At 54.6% G+C, this 24,485-nt stretch carries 29 protein-coding genes and 1 pseudogene; 27 read left to right on the top strand and 3 right to left on the bottom strand.

From position 1 onward, the window contains the following. Positions 1 to 268: 268 nt before the first annotated feature. Complete coding sequence (locus KF752_02380) at positions 269 to 592, top strand: HU family DNA-binding protein (protein MBX3420381.1); 324 nt, start codon at positions 269 to 271, stop codon at positions 590 to 592. A gap of 107 nt (positions 593 to 699) precedes the next feature. On the opposite strand, the gene KF752_02375 is transcribed toward KF752_02380, so the two are convergent. After that, on the bottom strand, positions 700 to 1,404 hold the full coding sequence (locus KF752_02375; protein MBX3420380.1) for an HAD family phosphatase: 705 nt from the start codon (positions 1,402 to 1,404) through the stop codon (positions 700 to 702). 257 nt (positions 1,405 to 1,661) lie between these two features. On the opposite strand from KF752_02375, the gene KF752_02370 reads away from it, so the two are divergent. Together KF752_02370 and KF752_02365 are read left to right on the top strand one after the other, a co-directional pair. Then, on the top strand, positions 1,662 to 3,017 hold the full coding sequence (locus KF752_02370) for an MFS transporter (protein ID MBX3420379.1): 1,356 nt from the start codon (positions 1,662 to 1,664) through the stop codon (positions 3,015 to 3,017). A gap of 47 nt (positions 3,018 to 3,064) precedes the next feature. Beyond that, the gene (locus KF752_02365; GenBank protein MBX3420378.1) at positions 3,065 to 3,868 is read left to right on the top strand and encodes a PIG-L family deacetylase; all 804 of its coding nucleotides are present in this window, start codon (positions 3,065 to 3,067) and stop codon (positions 3,866 to 3,868) included. Here KF752_02365 and KF752_02360 read toward each other — a convergent pair. Continuing rightward, positions 3,825 to 5,798: a TolC family protein gene (locus tag KF752_02360; GenBank protein ID MBX3420377.1), complete on the bottom strand. Its 1,974-nt coding sequence runs from the start codon at positions 5,796 to 5,798 to the stop codon at positions 3,825 to 3,827. The two genes, KF752_02365 and KF752_02360, sit on opposite strands and share 44 nt — an antisense overlap. Positions 5,799 to 6,294: 496 nt before the next feature. Here KF752_02360 and KF752_02355 point away from each other — a divergent pair, with 496 nt between their 5' ends. The 20 genes and pseudogenes from KF752_02355 (at position 6,295) to KF752_02260 (ending at position 19,662) form a co-directional block, all read left to right on the top strand. Further along, positions 6,295 to 6,537 carry a flagellar FlbD family protein gene (locus tag KF752_02355; protein MBX3420376.1) on the top strand — a complete coding sequence of 81 codons (243 nt, stop codon included), beginning with the start codon at positions 6,295 to 6,297 and terminating at the stop codon, positions 6,535 to 6,537. 5 nt (positions 6,538 to 6,542) lie between these two features. After that, the gene (locus KF752_02350; protein MBX3420375.1) at positions 6,543 to 7,307 is read left to right on the top strand and encodes a motility protein A; all 765 of its coding nucleotides are present in this window, start codon (positions 6,543 to 6,545) and stop codon (positions 7,305 to 7,307) included. 3 nt (positions 7,308 to 7,310) lie between these two features. Continuing rightward, a complete protein-coding gene (locus KF752_02345) occupies positions 7,311 to 8,063 on the top strand; it encodes an OmpA family protein (GenBank protein MBX3420374.1) in 753 nt (250 codons plus the stop codon). A 177-nt stretch (positions 8,064 to 8,240) separates the two neighbouring features. After that, a complete protein-coding gene (locus KF752_02340; GenBank protein ID MBX3420373.1) occupies positions 8,241 to 8,789 on the top strand; it encodes a dihydrolipoamide acetyltransferase in 549 nt (182 codons plus the stop codon). Positions 8,790 to 9,059: 270 nt separating this feature from the next. Next, positions 9,060 to 9,305 (top strand): annotated as a pseudogene (fliN, locus tag KF752_02335) (flagellar motor switch protein FliN). A gap of 106 nt (positions 9,306 to 9,411) precedes the next feature. Continuing rightward, a complete protein-coding gene (locus tag KF752_02330) occupies positions 9,412 to 10,266 on the top strand; it encodes a flagellar biosynthetic protein FliO (GenBank protein ID MBX3420372.1) in 855 nt (284 codons plus the stop codon). Continuing rightward, the gene (fliP, locus tag KF752_02325) at positions 10,263 to 11,198 is read left to right on the top strand and encodes a flagellar type III secretion system pore protein FliP (GenBank protein ID MBX3420371.1); all 936 of its coding nucleotides are present in this window, start codon (positions 10,263 to 10,265) and stop codon (positions 11,196 to 11,198) included. Before KF752_02330 ends, fliP begins: the two co-directional genes overlap by 4 nt. An 81-nt stretch (positions 11,199 to 11,279) precedes the next feature. Continuing rightward, positions 11,280 to 11,552 carry a flagellar biosynthesis protein FliQ gene (gene fliQ / locus KF752_02320; GenBank protein MBX3420370.1) on the top strand — a complete coding sequence of 91 codons (273 nt, stop codon included), beginning with the start codon at positions 11,280 to 11,282 and terminating at the stop codon, positions 11,550 to 11,552. A gap of 30 nt (positions 11,553 to 11,582) precedes the next feature. After that, complete coding sequence (locus tag KF752_02315; protein ID MBX3420369.1) at positions 11,583 to 12,368, top strand: flagellar biosynthetic protein FliR; 786 nt, start codon at positions 11,583 to 11,585, stop codon at positions 12,366 to 12,368. Between the two features lie 127 nt (positions 12,369 to 12,495). Then, entirely contained in the window at positions 12,496 to 13,572 is a 1,077-nt protein-coding gene (locus tag KF752_02310; GenBank protein ID MBX3420368.1) for an EscU/YscU/HrcU family type III secretion system export apparatus switch protein, read from the top strand. 36 nt (positions 13,573 to 13,608) lie between these two features. Next, positions 13,609 to 13,932 carry a hypothetical protein gene (locus KF752_02305; protein ID MBX3420367.1) on the top strand — a complete coding sequence of 108 codons (324 nt, stop codon included), beginning with the start codon at positions 13,609 to 13,611 and terminating at the stop codon, positions 13,930 to 13,932. 427 nt (positions 13,933 to 14,359) lie between these two features. Then, the gene (locus KF752_02300) at positions 14,360 to 14,578 is read left to right on the top strand and encodes a hypothetical protein (protein MBX3420366.1); all 219 of its coding nucleotides are present in this window, start codon (positions 14,360 to 14,362) and stop codon (positions 14,576 to 14,578) included. Next, the gene (locus KF752_02295; GenBank protein ID MBX3420365.1) at positions 14,579 to 14,893 is read left to right on the top strand and encodes a DEAD/DEAH box helicase family protein; all 315 of its coding nucleotides are present in this window, start codon (positions 14,579 to 14,581) and stop codon (positions 14,891 to 14,893) included. Further along, positions 14,868 to 15,269 carry a DEAD/DEAH box helicase family protein gene (locus KF752_02290; GenBank protein MBX3420364.1) on the top strand — a complete coding sequence of 134 codons (402 nt, stop codon included), beginning with the start codon at positions 14,868 to 14,870 and terminating at the stop codon, positions 15,267 to 15,269. Before KF752_02295 ends, KF752_02290 begins: the two co-directional genes overlap by 26 nt. Before the next feature lie 47 nt (positions 15,270 to 15,316). Beyond that, positions 15,317 to 15,499 (top strand): hypothetical protein, encoded by a 183-nt coding sequence (locus KF752_02285; GenBank protein MBX3420363.1) that lies wholly within the window; start codon positions 15,317 to 15,319, stop codon positions 15,497 to 15,499. A gap of 141 nt (positions 15,500 to 15,640) precedes the next feature. Continuing rightward, complete coding sequence (locus KF752_02280; protein MBX3420362.1) at positions 15,641 to 16,084, top strand: DUF790 family protein; 444 nt, start codon at positions 15,641 to 15,643, stop codon at positions 16,082 to 16,084. Further along, on the top strand, positions 16,036 to 16,203 hold the full coding sequence (locus KF752_02275; GenBank protein ID MBX3420361.1) for a DUF790 family protein: 168 nt from the start codon (positions 16,036 to 16,038) through the stop codon (positions 16,201 to 16,203). Before KF752_02280 ends, KF752_02275 begins: the two co-directional genes overlap by 49 nt. A 70-nt stretch (positions 16,204 to 16,273) precedes the next feature. Next, on the top strand, positions 16,274 to 16,696 hold the full coding sequence (locus tag KF752_02270; GenBank protein MBX3420360.1) for a DUF790 family protein: 423 nt from the start codon (positions 16,274 to 16,276) through the stop codon (positions 16,694 to 16,696). Between the two features lie 323 nt (positions 16,697 to 17,019). Beyond that, the gene (locus tag KF752_02265; GenBank protein ID MBX3420359.1) at positions 17,020 to 18,039 is read left to right on the top strand and encodes a hypothetical protein; all 1,020 of its coding nucleotides are present in this window, start codon (positions 17,020 to 17,022) and stop codon (positions 18,037 to 18,039) included. 252 nt (positions 18,040 to 18,291) lie between these two features. Continuing rightward, positions 18,292 to 19,662 (top strand): hypothetical protein, encoded by a 1,371-nt coding sequence (locus KF752_02260; GenBank protein MBX3420358.1) that lies wholly within the window; start codon positions 18,292 to 18,294, stop codon positions 19,660 to 19,662. A gap of 127 nt (positions 19,663 to 19,789) precedes the next feature. Here KF752_02260 and KF752_02255 read toward each other — a convergent pair whose 3' ends face one another. Continuing rightward, positions 19,790 to 21,235 carry a DUF1501 domain-containing protein gene (locus tag KF752_02255; protein ID MBX3420357.1) on the bottom strand — a complete coding sequence of 482 codons (1,446 nt, stop codon included), beginning with the start codon at positions 21,233 to 21,235 and terminating at the stop codon, positions 19,790 to 19,792. A gap of 506 nt (positions 21,236 to 21,741) precedes the next feature. On the opposite strand from KF752_02255, the gene KF752_02250 reads away from it, so the two are divergent. From KF752_02250 to KF752_02235, 4 genes are all read left to right on the top strand, one after another. Further along, positions 21,742 to 22,779, top strand: coding sequence for a DUF1559 domain-containing protein (locus KF752_02250; protein ID MBX3420356.1), 1,038 nt, complete (start codon positions 21,742 to 21,744; stop codon positions 22,777 to 22,779). Positions 22,780 to 22,893: 114 nt separating this feature from the next. Next, positions 22,894 to 23,307 carry a hypothetical protein gene (locus KF752_02245; GenBank protein ID MBX3420355.1) on the top strand — a complete coding sequence of 138 codons (414 nt, stop codon included), beginning with the start codon at positions 22,894 to 22,896 and terminating at the stop codon, positions 23,305 to 23,307. A gap of 25 nt (positions 23,308 to 23,332) precedes the next feature. Next, complete coding sequence (locus KF752_02240; protein MBX3420354.1) at positions 23,333 to 23,677, top strand: DMT family protein; 345 nt, start codon at positions 23,333 to 23,335, stop codon at positions 23,675 to 23,677. Between the two features lie 136 nt (positions 23,678 to 23,813). Further along, positions 23,814 to 24,485 (top strand): hypothetical protein, encoded by a 672-nt coding sequence (locus KF752_02235; GenBank protein MBX3420353.1) that lies wholly within the window; start codon positions 23,814 to 23,816, stop codon positions 24,483 to 24,485.

Genomic DNA, 24,485 nt, shown 5'->3' with positions numbered 1-24,485 from the left:
TGAATCGAACCCGGGCATTGTAACACGGCACCCGGGGGCTAGCTTTTGCATTCTTCGGAGTGCGTGAAAATTGGATGTCAAGTCGGCAAATTGACGATGAAAACCGGTCGGAAAGCTCAGGAAACCAGAAAAACCCTGGAAAAACGTACCTTTTTAGCTGTTTTCGCTATTTGCCCCGTTGAAATTTGGTCGTCGCGGCCTTTAATCTGTGCACAGTATCCATTTACTTCCCCACTGGACTTCCACTTACTTGAAAGGGATTGAACGTATGGCGAAAGCCTCAGCCAAGAAGAAGCCAGCTACGAAGACAGAGGTCTTCAATAGCTTGGCCGAACGCACCGGAATGACAAAGAAGCAAGTTGCTGAGTTCTTCGATGCATTGACTCAGGAAATTGCTCAGCAGATTGGCAAGAAGGGGCCGCGAGTATTCCAGATTCCCAATCTGTGCAAGATCGTTGCCGTAGACAAGCCAGCACTGCCCAAGCGACAAGTTCGCAATCCAGCTACTGGTGAGATGATTTGGGCGGCTCCCAAGCCAGCGTCAGTAGTGGTTCGCGTACGACCGCTGAAGAAGCTCAAGGAAATGGTCTAAACGATTTTCGGCTGGGCGACCTTGGTGGCGGGACAGGTCCGTCGCAGTCGAGCACCGGAATTTCTGACAGGGGCAAGTCAATGCATGTTGACTTGCCCCTGGCTGTTTTAGGGCTTGGGGCCCAAGTTGCCAGCCAGTAGCCAGACGATTGTTGGATCGAGCAGCGATGGAGCGCGCCAATGTGCGCCGCTGAAATCGTGTCCGCAAGAGTGTTCTCCCGGCACGGCGATGGTGCACGCGCCGGCGGTGACCCCAGCCTTGCAGCCGTGGTGACTGTCTTCCAAGACCATCATCTGCTCAGTAGGCACGCCCATACGCTGTGCTGCCGCATGATAAATGTCCGGATGCGGCTTGCCGCGCGGCACATCATGAGCGGTAATGACAAAGTCAAAACGTTCGCGAATCGAAACCAGCCGGAGGACGCTATCTGCGAATCCCGGCGAGCTACTGGTTGCAACGCATCGCGGCCAGCCAGCCCGGTCCACATGGTCCAACAGTTGATGAACTCCCTCCAGCAACGCAAGTTGCTGTGGCAATATCTCGGCAAACAGGGCATCCGACTCAGCCTCCAAAGTCTCCACGGTATCTGAGAGGCTCTCCCACTGGATCATTAATTCAAAGGCTTGCGGACTCGGTAGACCAGTCATGGCATCCTTGAGCTGCGAAGTGAAGCGTCTGCCGCGGCGTTCCAGCAAGACGTGGCCCACCTGTGTATAGAGTTGTTCGGTATTGACCAGCAAGCCATCCATATCGAAAGCGACGGCGCGCAAGGGGTGAGGCCAGGATGTTGGTTGGCTAGGCGGCTGATTCATGTTGATTCCAGATAGTGTTTCGTGCGGTCCCGCGCTCGGTGAACAGCGGGTTGTGAACATTGTGGCGATCGTCAATCAGCTGAACAGGACGTGGCATGGCCGAGGTTCGAAACCATCGACATTCAAACAGGCTGCTGCACAAATCGGTCTATCGGCAATCTGCGGAAACGGGCACAATGCCGGCTTGAAATGCTTGGTCATTAGCGGACTACGAATTCCTGGCGATTAGTTGGTGGGTGTAGGTTCAGGATAACACAATGTTGAGGGATGCTCAGGTGAAGAACGCACAACATCGACCACCGTTATTCTCGGATCGCTCCTTTTGGGGAATTATATCCACTCAGTTTCTGGGAGCCTTCAATGACAATCTCTACAAGCAGTTGATGCTGCTGCTGGCTCTGCCTGTGGCCTTGGCCGCCGACGCTGCGACTGCTGACGTAACCGTCGGTCAAGTGACTGAGCAGGCCGACGTGCAAGGTTGGGCAGCTGCAATCTTTGCGCTCCCGTTTGTGCTCTTCAGTGGATTCGCGGGGTATCTGTCCGATCGTTACAGCAAGACTCCAATTATCGTTTGGTGCAAGTACGCTGAGATCGCCATTATGGGGCTGGGGCTGTTAGCCTTCCAAATGTACGGCTTATTTGGTCAAACCGGCACCTGGATTGTGCTGTTTCTGATGGCTACCCAAAGCTCATTTTTTGGCCCTGGAAAATACGGAATACTGCCTGAGTTGTTTGCTCATCACGATTTGGCCAGAGCCAACGCGCTAATGCTGATGAGCACGTTTCTGGCCATCATCCTGGGCACCGTTGCCGCTGGACTGCTCAAGCAGATGATGGGAGGCCATTCGGCTGAGCAATTGGTCAGTGGTCTAGCGATTTGCATCCTGATCGCGATCGTGGGAACCCTGACGGCGCGGATGATTCGCCTGACGCCGCCAGCTAATCCTCAGCTGCGCTTGAGTTTAGATTGCTGGGGAGTCAGCCGTGATATGTTGGCGCTGTTTCGTCAGGATCGCACACTGCTGGCAGCTATTATGGTCTCCAGTGTCTTCTGGCTGGTATCCGGCCTGGCAGTCCCCACCGTCAATCGCCTGGGGATGGAACAGTTGGCCGTGGGTGAATTCAAGACGAGTATCTTGGTGGCCGGAGTTGGTCTGGGCATCATGTTCGGCTCGCCGCTGGCCAGTTCTATTTGCCGCTCGCGCCTGGGCAATTCAGCAGTCAATATCGGCCTAGGTGGAATCTTCGTCTCGCTGGCTCTGCTTGGCATGTGGAGCGGACAGCACCACGTGCTTGGCTACTGGGGTAGTTTGATTGGCCTGATTAGCGTAGGCGTGTTTGCGGCGATCTTTTCGATTCCCGTCATGGTCTTCCTGCAATCGCGACCGCCCATGCGCTTAAAGGGCCGCTTGATCGCTACCATGAATCAGGCCAATTTCGTAGGCATTCTCCTGGCCGGCCCTCTGTATCAGTTGTTTGAATGGCTGGCCGGTACAGTTCAGTGCCCGATTTCCAGCGTGTTCTGGATGATGGGAGCGCTGGTCCTGCCTTTCGCCTTGTTCTACCGCTTGGACACGCGAACTCCCAGCGATTTGGCGGCCGTTGAGAATTGAAGTCCAGGGCGGTTCGCTATTCCGATCTTTCATTCCCGGTGCAACGCATGTCAGCTCGCTTGTTGGTGATTGGAGCGCATCCCGACGACGCAGAAATTCTGTGCGGTGGGCTAATAGCACGCTATTGTCGCTTAGGTTCTCCCGTCAAAATAGTGTCTGTAACCGACGGCCGCAGTGGTCATCATCGACTAACCTCAGAGCAACTTATAGACGTACGTCGGGCCGAGGCGCTGGCTGCGGCCGAGCGGGTTGGCGCACTGTCGGCGGTGTGGAGCTTTCCCGATGCGCGATTAACTGCCAGCCTGGAAGTGCGTCAGGCGATTATTGGCGAAATCCGTGATTTCCGCCCCGACCTGGTCATCACGCATCGACCGTATGATTATCATCCGGATCATCGTGCAGTGGGTCTGGCGGTCCAGGACGCCAGCTACCTGGTTACAGTACCGCTGGTGTGCGCCGACAAGCCAGCGCTGCGCAGCGACCCAGTCGTAGCCTACATGACCGACACCTTTACTAGGCCGTGTAAGTTGCGAGCCGACGTAATCTTAGAAATCTCCGATGAATTCAACACACTGGTCGACATGGCCGCATGCCATGCATCGCAAGTGTTCGAATGGTTGCCCTATCACGATCAGATCGAAGTTCCATCAGGCAGCCAGCAGCGCCGTCAATGGCTGGCAGAGTATTTGTCGGCGCTGTTTCGCAAGCGACGAGAATTCTTCGCTCAGGAATTGGTAGCTCACGGATTGCCGCTGGCGCAAGAAGTCAAAATCGAAGCCTATGAAATTAGCCAGTACGCCACGCAGCCTACCCTGGAGAAGCTTCAACGACTGTTTCCGGGTTTGAAGTAACTTCGGAGGACCAGCCAGTTCCGACGCTGGTAGGATCAAAGCTACCGCCACTGACCGGCCTGGGGACGGTTACGTTGGGTCGGGTACGTGGAGCGAAAAAGCGCCCGCGCTGTTGAGCATCTTCGTAGGCCTCGCTAGCCCACGGCCCTTCACTGAGATTGACTTGGTTGTAGAGCAACAACGATCCCTTCTCACGGTGAAAGTCACGTAGCGCCAATTGATAATCGACCAACGAACGGAAGAAGGCGGACTGACTCGCCACCAACTGTTGCTGTGCCTGCAACAGAAAGTTGATATTGTCCAAGCCGCCTTCGTAACGAGCTTGTAAGGCTGCAACTTGATCGCGGTCGGATTGTTGCCGGTTGAAATTGGCCTCCATTAAATTGTAGGCACGGGCAATCGACCGCGATGCGGTACTCAGGTCGTGCGAAATTCGTAATTCCGATTCTTCAAGAATCGCTTGTTCACGCGCCAGGCTCAACCGTGCATGGGTCACGGCAGCGCCCGCCTGACGCATTCCGACGGGATAACCCCACTCGATTCCGGCGAACCACTCTTGGTATTTGCCTGAGAAGATGTCCTGATACAGACTGTTGGAGGACTCGGCTGCGTAGCCGTCGATCAAATTGTCGCCGAATCCGCGCCAACGATACTGGCTGACCAAGTCGAGCGTCGGACGGCGGTTGAGACGCGCTGCCAGCAGTTCCAGTTCGCGACGTTTAATGCCCCATTTTTGGCGACGGACTTCGACGCGGCAGGTGAGCGCATCGCGCAGCGATGTTTGCCAATCGTAGACAACCGAGCCTTCCATCGGCTGGCTGACCGGCTTGAGCAGTGTGCCATCGGTTGCCGACAAGCCGAGCAGGTACCGCAGATTCTGCTCGATGGCGTACAAACCGCGCGGGCCGGTCAACGCCTCGCGGACCTGGACGTCAAAACCATAGTATTGCGATCGAGCCTGAGCTTCGGAGGCGGCGTCGCCACCGCGAGCTCCGACGCGTTCAAGCTCTTTGACTCGCTGCCATGTCAAGAGAGCGCTATTACGACCTGCGACCAATGCTTCCAAATTATGGTACGCAAAATACAGCTCCCAGTAGAGCGACTCGACTTCGTTAACGTAATTGATGATCCCGTCCTCGAAATCAGCCAGCGTAATATCGGCATTGATTCGCGCAATTAATACGCCGTTATAGACCCCATTGGGCGATCCTGGTCCGGCGATGCGGTTGTACTGCACGCCCGCCCCCCGCAACAGTGGTTGACGCCACTCGGCTTCGAACCAGCCGTTAAAGGCACCGTCGTATAAGCGGTTCGGAGTATTGTTGTAGTCATAACCCACCACGTGCCGCGCGGCAAATCGGGCTCCGGTAGCGGTGAATTTGGTTATCTCGTAGTTAAAATTTGCCAGGTCGCCTCGAAAATTGGCGACTTGGAAGAGCCCGATGATGGGGTCGGATATGTCGATATTCACCGGGCGATTGTCAGCCTGCCAGAAAAACCGTCCCGCCACGCGTGCATCAAAGGCGGACAGCGCCGCTTCGACGCCGATTCTGGGGTCAGCTTCGGCAAGTGCTGGATTGAATTTAGTGATCACACCCAGCGGGTTGATTTGGACGACGCTGGCGTTGAGTGATCGGAGGATGTCGCCATTGCTGAGTGCCAGGTTTATGGCTTCGGGCAGCAACAATTCGCGGTTCGGCAGTTCAGCCGGATTCTCCAATCGTAGCGGCTCAGGAATTTGCGTTGTATTGGCATTCAAATAGGACTGAACCTTCGGGTACTCAATTTCCGTAGCCACAGTCTTGACGTAACTTGGAGTGCTATCCCATGTATCGCGAAACCGGAAGGGTTTTTTGGGATGGCAGCCCGTGGTTACGATCCAGGCTGTAAACATCCAAACGGACATCGATCGAAGTTGATGAATGCGCATTTTTCTTGCTCAGCACACGCCGCGAGAGTATCTGGTGACGACGACTTCACAGAGGACAGTCGCTACCAGCAGTATCGGCCTGTGAATCGACAAGAATCGAACGACCGTTGCTAGCCCTTCGACAAGTATTAATGATATCAACCGGGCATTCGCGATAATCGCTACAGACTATCAGGCCGACAGTGCCCGATTGGTCATGCCGCGCCATGCGAGCGCGATTCAGGATCGGTACTCAGGCGATGGACCTGTTCAAGTGCTCCACCAACCGCTTGCCGGTAGCAGGGAAACGCAACGGTCGAGACGGTTGCGCAGAATGTGCTGGCAGTGGAAGCAAGTCAAATGCTGTGGGCAAAGGTGAATTGTTCAAGAAATCTGAGCTGTAACCTAAGCTTCGATGGTGAATTTACGGAACTGTCAGGCTTGCTTCGAACCCTGGTTACCCGGTGCGGTAACCGAACTGGCCGAGTTCCGCCAGCATCGTCACCAGAGGAACGGGATGATCAAGCTGACGCGACTGGATGGACAGCCATTTGTGCTGAACGCCGATCTGATTCGCTACGTCGAACAACTCCCAGACACCTACGTAACCTTGGTTTCCGGCGAGCGGATTGTCGTTACGGAAGCCATGGATCGAGTGGTTGAGCTGTCACTTGACTATCAACAACGCAAAGGCATGTTCCCGTCCTTTTTAGGGCATACAACTTTAGGGCCGACAGCTAGCACGATCGATCAAGAGTAACTGGCATGGACATTACATCACTCATCGGATTCCTACTTGCCTGGGCGCTGATTGTTGGCTCTATCCTCATGGGTAACGCCCCATTTTCCGCGTTTATCGACATACCGTCGGTGTTGGTCGTGGTCGGCGGTGCGGGAGCGGCGGCCATGATGGCCTTTCCGTTGAAGAGCATGTTGGCTCTGCCCATGGTGTTCATCAAATCGTTTCTTAACAAAGAAGACGATCTGCTGGGCTTAATCAAGCAACTTGTAGAACTGGCCGAGACCGCGCGCCGCGACGGCTTGTTGGCGCTGGAAAGTAAGTTGGCAGACGTATCAAGTCCCGTAATCCGCTCCGGACTGCAGATGGCGGTCGACGGCAATGACGCGGCAACAATTGAATCGGTCATGCGGACCGAAATGGAGGCACTGGCTCGGCGGCACAAAGAGGGACGCTCAATTTTCGACCAGTTGGCTCGCTTTGCTCCGGCCTACGGGATGATCGGTACCCTCTTGGGGCTGATTATGATGTTGTCCGACATGTCAGATCCATCCAGTATTGGTGCCGGTATGGCCGTAGCCTTGATCACAACGCTGTACGGTGCCATCGCCGCCAACGTAGTGTTCCAACCATTTGCTGAGAAGCTGGGGTTGCTGAGCAAGAAAGAATTGTGTGCAGTCGAACTGGTAATTCGCGGCGTATTGGCCATTCAGTCGGGCGAAAGTCCACGGGCCATCGAGCAGCGATTATTGACCTTCGTTCATCCCAAGAAACGCCCCGTCAAGGAGTAGCGGATGATTGAAGAAGATCCACCTGCCGGGATTCCCGAATGGGTTGTAACCTTCGGGGACATGATGAGCCTGCTACTGACGTTCTTCATTATGCTGGTTTCGATGAGCGAAATCAAAAAAGAAGACCAGTATCAAGCGATCGTGGAATCCATTCGCGCGCAATTCGGTCATGTGAAGGTGATCGACAGTCTGTCACCAGGGAAGCACAAACCGCGCGAGAGCGAGTTGCGAGTCATGTCCACTATGGGCCGTGCCAAGAGAAAAGACACACACAAAGGTGGTGTACCCACACGGGCTCCCGATGGCGAAGAACCCTTGGTGCGGATCGTTCGGCCTGGCAGTAGCACGGGCATTGGAACGGTTTTGTTTTTCGGCAACGATGGCTACGAATTGGATGATGAAAACCGTGCTGCTCTAGATCGGCAAGTTGCTGAACTGATTGGTAAACCCCAAAAAATCGAAATACGTGGACACGCTGCGCCGCAACTGGCCGCGTCGCAGACAACTCAGGCTAGCGCTATGGACATATCGTACCGACGAGGACGGGCAGTGATGCAATACCTAATTGAAAAACACCAGATTCCACCGGAACGCATTCGTTTGTCGTCAGCCGGCGCTTGGGAGCCGATGTACGCCTCCGGTGACTCAGAACGCATGCGACTGAATCCGCGAGTCGAAGTGTTTATGTTAGAGGAAACGGTGAATCAATTGTCTGGAACTGAAGAAGAACGCCACCAGAAAGTGTTGAATCCGTAGACTTGTTCACACAGACAGCCTAGGCAACTTTCCAGGAAGTCTGCGTCCCGACAAATTACCGCTATTGCAAATCTAACGGACTAACACGCCACCTATCACTTATTTCAGAATTCAACCAACCAGCTGCTGCCAAATTGTCTCGCAAATGACAGCATTCATTGGACTGGACTACTAGCCATGTCAACCGACGCACGAGCAACCAAAGAAACCACGACCAAGCCATCAATGATGCCCAAGTTTCTCGTGGGTGGCTTCATTTCATTGATCGTCATCGCCGAAACGTTGATCTTTTTCTTGATGGTACCGAGCGCCGACGATGTGGCCGCTCTGGCCGAAAGTCGGCTAGTGGAAAAGCTGGAGGCCAGGCTCAAGGCAAAAGACGAGGAAGTCATTGACAAAAACAAAGCTATTCAGGAATTCAATTTAGGTCAGTTCGGTATTCCTGTTACACCAATCGGTAGTGATAGCAATTATCGAGTGGAATTTGATTTGCGCGGGACCGTCAAAGGCGAGGAGCGGGCAAAGCTGGCAGCGTTGTTTGCCGAACGCGAAGGCCGTTTCCGACACAAGCTGATGATGGAATTGCGCAATGCGACCTTGGAGGAACTCAAGGAATCACAGTTGGGCTTGATTCAACGCCGCATACTTGCGACAAGTAACGAGGTATTCGAAACGCCAATTCTATTGGGCGTAGTGTTCAACAACTACGATTTGATAGAAGAATAGCTGGTCTAGGTAGACAGTTGTCGCGTTTCTGGCGCTTGGAGGCTCCCCAGCATGGCAACTAATCAAGAAGACTCGGTTCAAGCCGATGGAGTTGGCAGCGCCAAAGCTGCGGGTGCGCCGGGCAGTCAGCAGGTGATTAACCAAGCTTCACAAGCGCTGCGGGATGCTCAACAAGCCCTAGATTCCTTGGACGAAGCAGGCGCGCCACCCCCGACGCCTTTTCACTTAGAGGATTTAGTAGGCCACGAAGGCCCGCCTGAAAAGTGCTCGATCGAGCTATTGCGTGATGTTGATTTGGATTTGAAGATTGAGTTGGGGCGCACCCAGATGCTGCTGGAGGATGTCCTTAAGCTGCGTCGCGGCTCGGTGGTCACGCTTGATAAATTAGCCGGCGACCCCGTCGACCTTTATGCTAACGGTCGCCTGGTAGCGCGTGGCGAGATCATGGTGCTGAACGATAACTTTTGCGTCCGCGTAGCTGAGTTGGTGGGCTCCGACCTGTTCGGTCCGACTTAATCGCGCGGGCCGGCCCGTGCGGCAAACGACAAGGATGTCGCTGATGTTCTCTGAGGGAGTTGCCTGGCTGAATCGCCGCGTAAGATCACTTTGGTTTTGTGGCTTAATGGGGCTGGCTCTCGCGACCTCTCTAGCCGTTCCAGCTCCCGCTGAACAACCATCCAGTCAGCAGCCTCTGCCATCGCTGCCCGACTACAACGGAAACTTCCAAAGCCGACAACGCTCTCTGGCAGCCGCTGACGAACTCCGTGGAACCAGTGATCCAGAAACCACTTGGATGCGCGGCCGCCACGATTCGCAATCCTCTCACGACTTCAGAAGTACTCAAGCTCAGAACTCGCCAGTAGTAACTACTCAGCGACCGCAACGAGTGATTACCGCTTCTGCCAGTCAACCAGCCTCTTCCGATCAACGCTTGACCGCCAACTCGTCGGCTGTCGTCAATCAACGGGCTGGGTTCAACGATCCGGCCGGCAGTGGTCACGCGGTTACAGCCAATTACGAAGCGTCTACTGGTCCGTCAACGACCAATAAGCAAGGTCTATACACGCCATTACAACCACGCAGCGCGCAAGCGGCTCCCGTCCAATCCACCAGCGGAAGTAGCACTGTGAAAATGTTGGTTTCAGCCGGTTCCAGCCTGGCGGTGGTGATCGGGTTTTTCCTGGGCTGTGCTTGGCTGTATCGCAAGTCATTCGGAAACACTCTGGGGCGTGGCTTGCCCAAACATGTTGTACAAGTTCTGGGGCGCGCACCGGTAGCTCCTCGACAACAAATGGTGCTGCTGCGTTTCGGTCCCAAGTTGGTTTTGGTCAGCCTAGTTCAAGGCGATGCACGGACAATCAGTGAAATCACCGATCCACTCGAAGTCGACCGTATTGCTGGATTATGTGAAAGCCAACAGGCCGACAGCATGGCTCAATCGTTCCGCGAGATACTGACTCAAGGAGCCCGAGTATGACCGGCCGGATGACTGTGCGTACTTGGGCTACTTGCGGCAGTCTGTGCCTAGCTTGGCTCTTAAGCCAATCGACAGTAGTTGCCCCATCAGCCTATGCACAGGAGCAACTTAGGCCACAACTCGCTCAGAGCGACCAGACGCTCAGCACGCAGTCTGAAGCCGGACGACTGCTCGATCAAGTATCTGAAACCTTCAAACGAGCCGGTGCGGAGCCGACGACCGCCGGCGAAAGCTTCTTTCTGGCCGGTCCTGAAAAATGGACCAGTCGCGAAGGCTTGTCCAGCAGCCTACAAATCGTCTTGCTGCTTACGGTACTGAGCCTGGCACCGGCCATCCTGCTGATGACGACCTGTTATGTGAGGATCATTGTGGTGTTGGGGCTGCTCAAGCAGGCCTTGGGTACCGGCCAGTTGCCGCCCAGCCAGATTATCACTTCTATCGCGATATTCATGACGATTTTTATTATGGCACCAGTTTGGAATCAGGTGTATCGGGATGCCATCGTGCCTTACACCGCCGAGGATTCCACCATGACGCTTGAGCAGGCATGGGAGGCTGGAGTCAACCCGCTTCGAACGTTCATGGGACGTCAAATCAATATGGCTGGAAACCACGACGACGTTCACCTGTTCTTTGCCTACAACGATCCAAACGCTCAGCCGCCCAAGAGCTTTGAAGAAGTCCCACTGCAAGTATTGCTGCCCGCCTATATGTTGAGCGAACTCAAGACAGCATTCTTGATGGGCTTTCAAATCTTCTTGCCATTTCTGTTAATCGACTTGGTGGTTGCGTCCGTCACCATCTCGATGGGGATGATGATGCTGCCACCGGCAATGATCTCGCTGCCATTCAAATTATTGCTGTTCGTACTTATCGACGGTTGGCACTTGATTGTCGCCATGCTGCTGGAAAGCTTTGGGACATACGGCTAGGTCCACCCTCAACGGTCGGTGCATGGCACTGGAAAGTCGCGCACACTCAGTTGACAACACAATCTACAAGGAAATACAACGATGGAACCAGGAATTGCCGTAGAACTCGTTCGCAGCGCGGTGATGAATGCCATGCTGATCGGTGCCCCCCTGTTGGTCATCGGCATGGTGGTGGGCCTAGTCATTAGCCTGTTGCAAGCAGTCACACAGATCCAAGATCAGACGCTCAGTGCTGTTCCCAAGATTGTGGCAATGATCCTGGCGCTTGTTTTTTGCTTGCCGTGGATCGCCGATCGAATGGTTGACTACACGCGCACTGCGTACATCAATATTCCTGCCGTCGTGAACAAGTAACACGTCTGTAGGTCCATAGAGAACCAAGCGATGCTGGGTGAATCACTAGTCGCAATAGTTGGTCAACCGCTGTGGGTTTTCGTGTCGATTCTGGCACGCATTGGCCCCGTACTGATGCTGTCGCCACCGGTCAATTCCAGCGGGTTGCCTATGCGATTGCGCGCGCTACTGGTGATATCTGTGGCTGCCCTGCTGATGCCCATCGCCTCGGCAGCTGCAACCCCCATGCCTGGCGACATCCTACACTGGGTGATTGCTCTGGTCGGTGAACTGATGCTCGGCGTACTATTAGGCAGTGTCATCATGCTGGCTATCGTGGCTCTGCAAGTGGCCGGCCACGCCATTGGGAATCTTTCCGGTATGGACATTGCCGTTTCCATCGATCCCAGTACCCAAGAAGATCTTCCCGTGCTGTCGAATCTGCTGAGTCTATTGGCGATCGCGACCTTGCTGTTGTTGGGTGGGCATCGGATGCTCATGCAGTGCGCCATGGAAAGTTTTGCACAATATCCTGCAGGCGGAGTGAGTTTTCAGGAGCACTGGCTACCTGAATTGCAAATCATGCTTGGTCATTCGTTCGTCGTTGGCTTGCGCGCGGCCGCGCCACTGGCCATCGCCCTGCTTCTATCGAACATCGTAACAGGCTTGCTGGCACGAACATTGCCTCAACTGAATATTTTGTCGATCGGTTTCAATCTCAACATCAGTGCCCTCATGATCGTCCTATTCGTGTCATTGGGCAGCATGAGCTGGGTGTTTCAGAGTGAACTGGCCACTTGGATTGACAGTTGCCAACGTGCCATCGCCGTTCGCTGAAGGCGTAAACCAAGTTCACGTTCAAGCAGGTGCCAATCAGGTTGCGCGTGTACCGAAGACGCGCGGCCATGCCCAGGCGGGTATGCGAGAAAACTTAGATGTGAACGGTTGTAGGGAAAGGTAGTTTGTGGCTGAGTCTGCTGGAGAAAAGAAACATGACGCCACGCCGTACCGCCGTCAGAAGGCGCGCGAGCAAGGACAGTTTGCGCGGAGCCAGGACCTGGCCTCTTCGCTATTGCTGCTAGTTGCGGTGACGTTGCTTTGGTGGTGGGGACCGAACATCGCCCATTCGTTAACGGAAATCATTCGCGCAGGTTTGACTCAGGATCGCTATTGGGATTTCAGCCAACGCTCGGCAGCCGGTTTCATCGGCCAGTCGCTACTGCAGACACTGGCTTCATTGGGGCCACTGCTATTTGGTATCTGTTTGGTCATCGTCCTGACCAGTTGGGGGCAAAGTGGCATTGTGTTCTTGCCCGAAAAGATTGCCTTCAATTTGAACCATATCAATCCGCTCAAAGGCATCAAGCGACTATTTGACCTGCCAAATGCGGTTCGAGTCTCCTTTGGGGTTGCAAAGATCTTGATGGTCGCCAGTGTGATCGCTGTGGGTCTATGGGGTAAGTGGGATACGATTCAAGGAGCGCACACGCTAACCGTTGGCGAGATTGGTACCTTGGTGTGGGGCACATTACTGGATTTGTGCTTGCGTGTGGCGATGTTGCTGTTCTTGCTGGCTCTGTTTGATTACGGTTTTCAGTGGTGGCGTCACACCCAAGATCTGCGTATGACCGACGAGGAAATGCGCGAAGAAATCAAAATGATGAACGGCGATCCCCAGTTGATCGCTCGGCGTCGCGCCGTCCAGCGTCAATTAGTCATCAATCGCATGCAGTCAGCGGTACCCGGTGCCGATGTCGTGGTCACAAACCCTACCGAACTGGCGATTGCCATCAAATTTGATGCCGAAACCATGCCTGCTCCCATTGTGGTCGCCAAGGGTGCCGGGCATGTTGCCGCTCGCATTCGTAAGATGGCCTTGGATCATGGTGTACCGGTCATCGAACGTAAGCCACTGGCGCAAGCACTCTTCAAACATGTCGAAATCGGTGCCATGATCCCCAGCGAACAATATGCCGCCGTGGCTGAAGTTCTGCGATACGTCTATCAACTCAAAGGCAAGAAACTACCGGTCGCCGGCTAAGTCCAGTTGACATGGATGAGCTCAAGTGACACCAGCATGTCTAGTCACATTTTGGTTCCAACTATGGCTGTTGTTCCAACTTCTCGCGTCTACCTGACATCGGGTTCTCGAATCTCCACCTGGATTCTGGCGATTGGCATTGGTATAGCGCACGTGGGTTGTCGGTCTAAAACGGGCAACCTAACTGACTACACGGCAGACGTCTTCAGGTCAGCATTGGTAGGCTGGGTCGAAAACGACGAAGGTGTGATTGAAGTCGATCGGCAGGCGAAAACAGAGCGCGCCTGGAAATGGCATTGGCGTGAAAACCCTGACCAAATGCCGGTCATGAGCAAGAAATTTAAGGATGACTACAGATAACCTTGCACTCGCGTGCAGTACCACAGGTTCCATGTCCTGATGCTCTTGGCGGAAACAACCGCCTATATCTTCGTCTGAGGTGGACCAGAGTTGGAGCGGTCATACAGATGGTCGATGGCTATTTTGCTTACCAAACGTAACAATCGTCGCTTTCAATTCCGCCAGGCACTTACCCACAAACTCATCGTCGGGCGACTCGGAAAGGCCACGTTCGACGGAAGTGTCCGAGTCGTATTCCTCGTGGCGTCTGCTAGCTCAAAGGCAAGAATCTACTGGTCGCTGGATCTCCGACCATGCATGGCCCCAAGTAGCCAGTGGCTATTGCCACACTACGACTGATGTTGTTCTGACCCTTCCAGGGTTACACTGGCGACCAACTAGACTATGAGGTCTGCTTGACCAAGCCAGCACGGATGTCGAGCAACCAATGAACCGAGAATTGCCAACCCTCACCTTTGATCAAGGCACACTGCTTCCGAATGAATTCAGTGCCCGCGCTGTCGAGCGTGTTTTTCCAAGCGCTCCGTGGCTGCTGGATGCTCGCGTCGGAAAGTACCGCGCCGATGCGCTGTGGCTGGCGGAGGTTCAGCGATCGCTGGGGAGCGTTGCTGGTCGCGTCAGCTCTGATGTGCCCCGTTGGCAGTAGGTGGCTTGGTCCGTCAATAACTTGCCGCCGCTCAAGGCCCCGCAGCAGATGGCGGTGGATGCATTTACAGCGGCGGGTCAGCGCGGTGTGGTGGTCATGCCCACAGGCACAGGCAAAACGGTTGTCGGCTTATTCATCGCTCGAAAACTGGCCATGTCCACGCTGGTTATAGCTCCTATTCGCGATCAGATGTACCAATGGCATCGCCGAATACGCGACTATTTCGACGACGATGCTGGAATCATCGGCGACACTACGTTTGACGTGCGGGCCGTGTCGGTCACGACCTATGACAGCGCAGCGCTCCGTATGTGATAGCGCAGCGATCTATATGGCGAACTTGGGCAATCGTTTCGCCTTCATAGTATTCGACGAGTGCCATCATCTACCTGGAAATCTCTATCGCGAAGCGGCTTTAATGTCGGCAGCCCCGTACCGTCTCGGCCTCACGGCTACTCCACTGCGCAGCGATGGCCGACAAGCCGAGTTGGCTAAACTGATCGGGCCCAACTGCTATCAGTTGCAAGTTCAGGAAGCAGCTGGGAGCTGGCTGGCAACCTACCGCGTGGTGCGCATACCAGTCACCTTGTCCGCCACTGAGCAGGCGCGTTACGACGAACTTGCGCAGCAGGTCCGTCGGTATGTTTTTGTGCGCGGCCGACAGGACGTTGCCTTCAATTGGAGTCAATAATTCCCTGCTTACTCAGTCATTGCGGCAAACGCGAGCGGCACAGCATATTGAGTGGCTTTGAATCGGGTCAGTATCTAGCTAAAGTAGCCAATCAAATCTTGGACGAAGGCGTCGAACTGCCCGACGCCAAAGTGGCCATCGTAATTGGCGGCAGCAGTTCGACTCGACAGGCCCGACAGCGATTGGGGCGCGTGCTGCGCAAGTCGCCCTATGGCGACGCAACGTTGTAAGAAGTCGTGCTGTCGGAAACCAGCGAGAATACTCGCTCGCGCGCACGACGTCGCAGCGATGTCTACCAACGCCGCCCCGACGATGCAGCTCAGCAGCCAACAGCTGCCAAGCCCCAGGCAACTGTCAGGGATGGATGACACATGCTGACCTCGCAAGAAGCCTTGGCAGAATTCGATTTCGCCAACGGTTTGATCCGTCCCGGTCCACTGATTCGATCCACGCACGCACATTACTTGGCCGCCGCCGAGCAGTTGTTGAAGACCTATGCAGACAGCGTGGGGGCCACGCGACAAGTCGTACACCAACACGCCGAGGACATTTTAGATCAACTGCCGGATTGTTCATCACGACGCATGTCGGCCATCATCAAATTATTGGATGATGCCAGTCAGTACGCCTCCGATAGCGGTCGCCGAGCGACCAAATTAAGAGAGCAAGTCTTCCAGGCCGCTGCCGCCCGACATCCCTTGGTTTTCAAGGCGGAGGGGGGATCGAATCGCAACACTGGGCGGTTAAGCGAGAGATTGCCGCACAGATGGGTCAGCCCCGGGAGCAGATCGAGCGTGAGCTGTTCGCTGACGTGATTGAATTCCATCCGTTAGAATCCCTTGCGGGCTTCGACAGTCCAGCGGCACTGTTGGCTCGGTACGACGTGGCTCAGGTGCAAGTCTGTCTGTATCGGGCAACGCAATTGACCGTGTGAGCCAAGTCGGATTTGAAATTCGTCGTGCGCGCCATTAAACTGACGGGGTTAATGCATATGGTCCGACACAATGGAGACGAGTATCAATTCACGCTCAACGGTCCGGCCAGCGCTTTACGACCAACGCGGCGTGGCCATGGCCAAGATGATCCCCATGCTTTTAGCTTGCCAACATTGGCGATTGGCTGCCAAAGTCTCGGTGGGCAATGCTGGTCGCTTTCTCCAGCTCCGCTTGTCCAGTGATGATGGCTTGAGGTCACCCATTGAGCCGGATGACCAGTTCGATTCCCAGATCGAAGCCGATTTGATGCACAAGTGGCAAGCAGGTCCTGTGAACGGCTGGGCTTTAGAGCGTGAAACTGGCCTGCTAGAACGGTACCAAAAGATTCTCCTGCCTGACTTTTTATGGACGCACCAGTCAGGCAAGCAAATCCATCTGGAGATCATCGGCTTTTGGACGCCCGAGTATATTCAGTCGAAACTGCATACCTAACTGCAATTCGCGGATGAAACTATTTGAATCATTGCTCAGCAAGATCGACAAGCGGATTTGTTTGCGTTGTCAGCTCAGCTACAAGCGTCTGTGATGTGGTACAAGACAAAGTCTCACTACCAGAACTGGCCGCCAAGTTAGCTGCTGCCATCGGCCAGCCATCCGGTGAGAATTAGTCGATTTAGACACCTCGTCCAGCCAGTACTATCATGAAGCAATTCGCCCAAGCCCTCCGCCACCCAGGCAAATGTTTGCAGGAACGCAAGATAGCACTATTGCCCCCAAACATGCCGTTCTCCAAAAACACATTCGGCTGTGATTCAATGCAATTCGCTAAATGGTGGCTTGCGTCATTCGTCCTGGCAATGACTTTCTCGGCTCAGGTGTCGATAGCCCAATCAGATCCCAATGTTCACATTGAGTCGTCCGAAATCACTGAGTTGTTTAGACGTCTGGATCGTCGCGCAAGCTGGAAGCTGATCAAGCGCCAGCCGCTGGCGTTCGATACGTATCATCCACAAGGCTTAACGCGCGTAGGTGAGTTGTTTTACTTGTCGACCGTCCAAAAACCAACGCGAACTGACAACGCAGCCAATGGTTCAGCCGCCAATCCCCAGGCAACTGCTGGCCAAGGGTTTCTGATCACCTATGATGACAGCGGACAGGAGGTGCGGCGCAGTGGAGTGGGCGAAGGCAGCCTTTATCATCCCGGCGGAATCGATCGCGATGAGCAATATATCTGGGTGCCGGTGGCTGAATACCGCCCAGACAGCAGCACCATTATCTATCGCGTGGAAATCAATAGTTTGAAGGCTGAAACGCTGTTTCGCATTTCAGATCATATCGGGGCCGTCGTGCGCGATCCAATTGAGAATCGGTTGATCGGCTTCAGTTGGGGCTCACGACGCATCTATGCCTGGCAGCTGGACGACAGTCACCAGTTGCACAGTGCACAGCGTACGGCACCGAGCCAGACTTCGGAACATTCACTTCAAGAGTCGTCAGTTACCGCTGGTAACGATTATCAACTTCTGTCTCAGCACTACATCGACTATCAGGACTGCCAAACTGTCGGCAATCGTCTAGCCATCTGCTCTGGGCTAGCCAACTATCGTCAACCCGGTGGTGGCAAGTACTCGTTGGGTGGTATTGAACTCTTTGATCTAGCGACTCTCAAGCCTGTGCATCAAATCCCCGTGGACATATTCACAGAAGGCCCTGCCGCTCGGGTCATCACGCAAAACCCATGTTATGTTGAATCAGTCGCTGGCGCTTTACGATTCCACTTCGTCCCTGAAGACAACGTCTCGCATCACCTAATCTACGAAGTCCGCCCACGGTAAGTATCGGACGCACGTAGTGTGTCACTGATGGCAGTTGGTGTGATCATGGATACGATGTAATCCCCAGATTTTCTAGGCTTGTAAACGTCTTTGAGAAATCGCTGGCCAGGCACATATTGAAATCACTGTGCTTTTAAACGAGAATCTTAGTAGTCATGCATCGCCATTCATCTCGCAGGGTGTGACTCGGGGCCATCGATTGTCGGTTGATACATGATCAGAAGAATCTCGCGAATGTTGAAGTTCAATGCGATGAGGCCATCGTTAGTGTTGCTGGTGGCGCTCTATGGCAGCAACTGGTTGGGTGCGCAGGAGGTTGATGAGCAGGCAGGATTTCGCAGTTCTGTGGCACCGATCTTGTTGGAACACTGTGTGGCTTGCCATGGAGCCAAGAAATCTGAGGGCGGTTATCGGCTGGATAGCTTTGCCGAGCTAACTAAGCCCGGTGATTCGGGGCAATCACCACTGATGGCACAGCAGCCCGACGCCAGCCTGCTGTTGCAGCGAATGACGGCCGACGATCCGTCGGAACGCATGCCTCCGGATAGCGATCCGCTGGATGCCGAGTCGATTCAGAAAGTCAGCCAATGGATCGCGTCGGGAGCGAAGTACGATGCTGACGATGCGAGCCAGTTGCTCTCAGCAATTATTCCACCTCCAGTCTACCCACCGCCACCCGATAGTTACGGGCCAGTGCCCATCGCTGCCCTGACCTTTTCACCCGATGGCAAGCACGCGATCTGTGCAGGCTATCATGAGCTAACCATTTGGGATTGTGCCACCGGGCAGTTGTTGCGACGCATTTCTAATTTACCGGAACGCATCATGGCGTTGGCGTTTACATCGGATCAATCGTTGCTGGCCGTGGCAGGTGGTCAACCCGGTCGAAGCGGTGAGGTACGCATGGTGGACTGGGCGAGCGGTGTGGTAGTTGGCGTCCCAGTGCGTCTGTCTGATGTGGTGCTGGATGTTGTCATACGTCCAGGTAGAGATGAAATCGGGGTTGCCGCAGCGGATGGCAGTGTGCGCATTGTCAACTTCCATACCTTGGAACTGCAGAATGCATACGCCAGTCACGCAGACTGGGTTACTGCCATCGCCATTAGCGATGATGGGCAGCGGTTGGTGTCGGCCAGTCGCGACAAGACCGCCAAGGTTTTTGACCTGGACGCCGGACAAATGATCAGCAGCTACTCCGGCCATGCTTCGCCGGTGCGCGGGATTGCGCTGACGCCTGATGGAGCGCACGTGTTATCTGTCGGAGAAGATCGCAAGCTGCATCGGTGGAACGCGGCGGACGGTAGCCGAGTGGCTGATGTCGCGTTGCCCTCTGCAGGATTTCACGTTGCGCGCGGCGATGGATTTGTTCTCATACCGTGCGCGACCGGGCAAGTCGTCAAACTGGATTTGAAAGACAATCAAATCGCGGCCAAGTTGGAGGGACATGCCGATTGGGCAACGTCTGTCGCAGTCAACATCGCCGCAGGTCACGTGCTGAGCGGCGGGTTTGATGGAAGAGTCCGACTATGGTCGATTGACGGAACGCTACTGAACCACTGGTTAGCAATTCCAGGCGGCGAGTCATCGCTGTCAACGGATGCCGCTCAGGCAAGTAAACAGTAGCTGCTCTCGCCAGAGAGTTGGGGCATACAGACACTGCCGCCAGAAAGTGGAAAGGCCGGTTGGCTGCGACCCTTGTACATTCTCAGTCCACGGACTGGTGGCCGTGGCCACATTCAATCCTTTGGACCTAACCAAACAGCGGCGCGATGGGGCGGCCTTGGTCCAGCAGATGATAGGGGCGCCCTTGAGAATCATGAGCCAGCAAGTTGTTTGTGCCCGTCGCAAAATAGACTGATTGGACAATGTCGGCTGGCGTCAGCGGATGTTGGTCCGGATATTCACCTAGGCGATCGGATGAACCGTAGGTTTGACCACCGCGTACGCCACCACCGGCCATCAACACGCTTAAACAATGCGTCCAATGATCTCGCCCAGTTCCACCGGCACCGCCCGATCGCGGATCGCCAATCTTGGGCTTGCGGCCCATTTCGCTGGTAACCAACACCAATGTCTGCTCCAGCAGGCCGCGCTGGTGCAGATCCTCAAGTAGCGCCGAAAAGCCTCGATCAAATTCAGGCAGCAAGTGTGTTTTTAGGCACTCAAAATTATTGCCGTGCGTGTCCCAAGCTCCCTCGCTGGCGCACTGCTTGGCGAAAGCTTCGTTCTCTTTCCAGAACACGGTGATAAATGGGACTTCGGCTTCCACCAGCCGCCGGGCCAGCAGCAAGCTCATGCTATTGACGGTCTGACCGTAGCGCTGTCGTAGCGACTCAGGTTCGCGGCTGACATCGAACGCAGTGGTTACCTGAGATGACAACAGCAGGTCCATCGTTCGCTGCTGTTGTTGCTTCCAGGCCGGCTGGGCGGGAGACGATTCGAATTGTCGTCGAGCAGAATCGAGCGCTGACAACAACTGCTGGCGTGACTGAAGTTGTTGTGGCGTAACGTTGCCCGATAATGAAAGCGATGGAGCTTGAAATTTGAGCGGTTCGCTGAGGCTGCCGTGGACGTACAGCGGATCGAATTGCACGCCCAGCTTGGCTGCGAATTGTCCGGGCCGCGTGTAGGGAGCTTTGCTGGGCATGTGCGGCAGCGTGATTGCACCGGGCAGGCCTGGTGGCGGTTGTCGGCGTGAGGCCACGACAGTTCCCATGTACGGCCAATCATCCGCGTAGGGCCGGCGGTCGTTACCCAGTGATTGAAAGGTTGGATCGGCTGCGTGGCCCGTCAAATTGTAGTAATAGCCGGCGTGATGGTCGTTGGTATTGACCGTACCTCCCACCGAACGAATGACGGCCAGATGATGAGCTTGCTGTCCCAGCATTGGCAGATGTTCACACAGTCGAACATCGGGCGCTGACGTGGAACATTCGGCGAACGGACCACGGTATTCGGCGGGCGCTTGGGGCTTCATGTCCCAAGTATCGATCTGCGAAGCACCTCCACATAAGAAGAACAGAATCACCGATTTTGCTTGACCGCCACGCCGCTCGCCGGTGCCAGTGGGGCCGGCAAGCACCGATCCTGGAGCACCCAGCGGCAATCCCGCCAAGCCGCATGTCGAAGCCACCAAGAAATCTCGACGGCGCTGGCGACCTGACTGCAGCGGATTTGTAGTGGAGTTCGCAGACATCAGTAGTCAGTCATTCTCAGGCTTGGGTGGCAACACGCCGTCTCGGCGGAAGTGTTGAGGACTGCAGTCCCCGGAGGGGCTCGAAATGCTGCCAGTCAATAGTATAGCAACTTGCGCTGGGCAATAGAACTTTACTGATAGCCGCCGTTGAATGATCCGGTGAACGTTGTTTAGTCAATCAGAATATCTGGAGTTTTTCGGGGAAAACCGGGCGCAAGCGCACTGCGGTTGAAGTGCGCCGTAACCTGGCTGCATGGGGCCAGCCGGCGACCTTGCGATTTGCCGAGGAGTCGAATGGGAAATAGAACTATCGACTCCAGGGGCAACGGGTACTTGAAATTCTGATGAACTGGATCGGGTTTAGTTGCCAAGCCACCGTAGATCGTTAAGCTAATTGGCGTGTTTTCTTTTTCCATCTGGTTTGGGTAGTCGTACAGAAGTTAACGACAAGCGAGGAAACTATGGACACCATTATGATGCGCCGGCATTGCAGTAGCCCGCGTCGGCTGGGTCGCCGAGGCTTTACGTTGGTTGAACTGTTGGTAGTCATTGCCATTATTGGCATTCTGGTCGGACTGCTCTTGCCCGCCGTTCAAGCCGCTCGCGAAGCTGCTCGCAGAATGAGTTGCGGCAACAATCTCAAACAATTAGGCGTGGCATGTCACAATCACGAAAGTGCGCTAGGTAGATTTCCCGGCGGGTTGTATCAGACTTCGTCAACTAGTCCGTCTCAGTTTTTCGGCCGAACGCTTTTCGTCGAATTGCTTCCGTATATGGAAGGCAATACCATTTATGACCGCTGGAATCTTAAAGAGACTTGGGCAGACGCGGATTCAAACGCTATCGAAGCCGGCTCTAGTCCTGCGCAACGCACTACGAAGGCAATTACCGCTAGCGTGATTCCAACGCTGCTGTGTCCGACCGATCCATTACCCAGTAACGTTGCGCAGCTCGACTATACCGGAACCGGTTATTGTCTGGGCCATTTTGGCATGTCCAGTTATGTGGGATGTGCTGGAACCTACTCAACTTATTTTGGCGATACAGTCATGGATTGTAATGGAGTATTCTTCATGACCGGCCCAAATTCAAAACCGTTCGCTAACCAAACGTTATTGACCAGGGACGCTAAGGCTTCGAAAATCTCCGATATCACCGATGGTACCAGTAGCACGATTATGTTTGGAGAACGCTACCACAAGGATGACAATTTTGACCGTATTCTGCACAATCATCCAACGAAATTTAGTAGGTATCCCATTGCTAAATGGGGAGTCTGGGGTTGGTACGGTGGCGGCAATGGAACTACCCATACGTTCGGTAGCACATTCGTGCCGCTCAACTTTCGCACGGCAGCCAACGCGTCCGCTTCGTACCCCAGCGTTAACCAGCGAATGTCTGCCTTTGGTAGTGGTCATTCTGGCGGCGCGAATTTTGGTCTTTCCGATGGCTCCGTTCGGTTCGTTGCCGATCGAGTTGACTTGGTAACTTACCAGGCTCTGTCCACCAAAGCCAAAGGCGAAATCATCGCTGGTGACTATTAGCCATGGGGGCTTGGTGATTTCGGTTCGAGAGCAGAGTTTGAGATTTGCAACTTCAAGCGGCATTTTCTACCTACACGACAAATTGGTGGGTGCCGCAAAACACGCAGGACATCTATGAGAAAATTGCTAACTGCTGCGCTTCTGGTTGTCGTTTCAGGCTGCGGAAGCAATCAGGCAATTACTGAAGTTAGCGGAAAAGTTGTGAAGGGCGGCAAGCCGCTAGAGTACGTGCACGTTGAGTTCTTGCCGGACCCAGAAAAGGGACTGAGCGGTCCATTGTCTTTTGCTGATACGGCAGCTGACGGAACTTTCACCTTGCAGTTGTACGGCGATAAGCAACAGTCGGGGGCATTAGTTGGTTGGCATCGGGTGACGTTGCAGGATTTCAAGGCACTCAATAGTCGCGACAATCCTATGCCGCCGCGCTTTGGTGCGACGTTCGGTTTTGCGGCTTCAACTCCGATTGCAATCGAAGTGAGGCCCGGGATGGAATCCGTGACAATCGATCTGAATGACTACCCAAAGTAGCAGATGCTCGATGATGTCGACGAACATGATGCCTATATTGCTCCTGTCGATCTCGAACATCTTCATGACCCTGGCCTGGTATGGTCACTTAAAGTACAAGGCGGCGCCGTTGGTGTTAGTCATCCTAGCTAGCTGGGGTATTGCGCTGGTCGAGTATTGTTTTGCGGTTCCGGCTAATCGCTGGGGGCATGCGACTTACTCGGCGGCCGAGCTAAAGACGATTCAAGAGATCATCACGCTGCTGGTCTTCGCCGGCTTTTCCGTGTGGGTACTCAAAGAGCCACTCGGCTGGCGTCACGCGGCCGGTTTTGGGCTGATTGCGCTGGGAGCTTGGTTTATCTTTCAAGGTAAAGCTGCGCCAGCCATGTAACGAAAATGCGCGTTGTGCGGGTTAAGTGGCCGCTATCGGCGGCAGAGTCGTCAAATTGCAAGCTCACCGAGCTGTTTTCTAAGGTAAGTGCCTTGCGAGGACTTGCGTTTCGGACAGTCAGACTAGTCTGGAACGTATGACCAAGCGGACCAATCAATCTATTGCCTCTCGGCTACATTCTGCCGGTCGACGTTTATCGTTGAGCGCCGCGCTAGCGATGATCACGATTGTATTCTCACAGCGCCAGGCAGCTGGTGAGTGGATGACATGGCAGTCAACCTACACCCACAGCTGTACAGGCTGCCGAGTTGACCAACATACGCCGCCGGTCGAACCGATGGGCCCCAATCGAACCGACGTGGTGCGCAGCGGCTATCGCCACTTCCGCAGTACTCTGCAAGCCGGTCAATCGGCAGACAACTATCACGTGACTGAGCAGTGGGGAGCACCGGTTGTGCCCTACGAACATTGGCGGTTTCCATATCGACCCTACGGAGTACCCTACGATGCCTGGGGACCACCCACTCCATACGGCATGTTCTTCGGTAGCGGTCTCGGCTTTGGGTTCCCAATGCCACCTGGACCCGTGGGTGGTGGTTCCGGACATGGTGGTGGGCCCGGGTGGAGCGGACCGGGCTGGGGGTTTGGACCGTCAGGCTGGCAAGCACCTTGGGGCGGTGGTAATCCACAAGGTTTTCCGCTGCAGCCCAATTATCAGAATCAGCCGTGGTTCGACGGTACATATCCCGACGCGCCACCTCTGAACACTATGCCTGATCGGCAATTCTTTTGGAAGCCGAGCAACTAG

This window comes from Pirellulaceae bacterium, assembly GCA_019636385.1.
Taxonomy (GTDB): Bacteria; Planctomycetota; Planctomycetia; order Pirellulales; family Pirellulaceae; genus Aureliella.
Note: the sequence above shows the minus strand (reverse complement) of the source record. Positions and strands in the feature narration are given on the sequence as shown.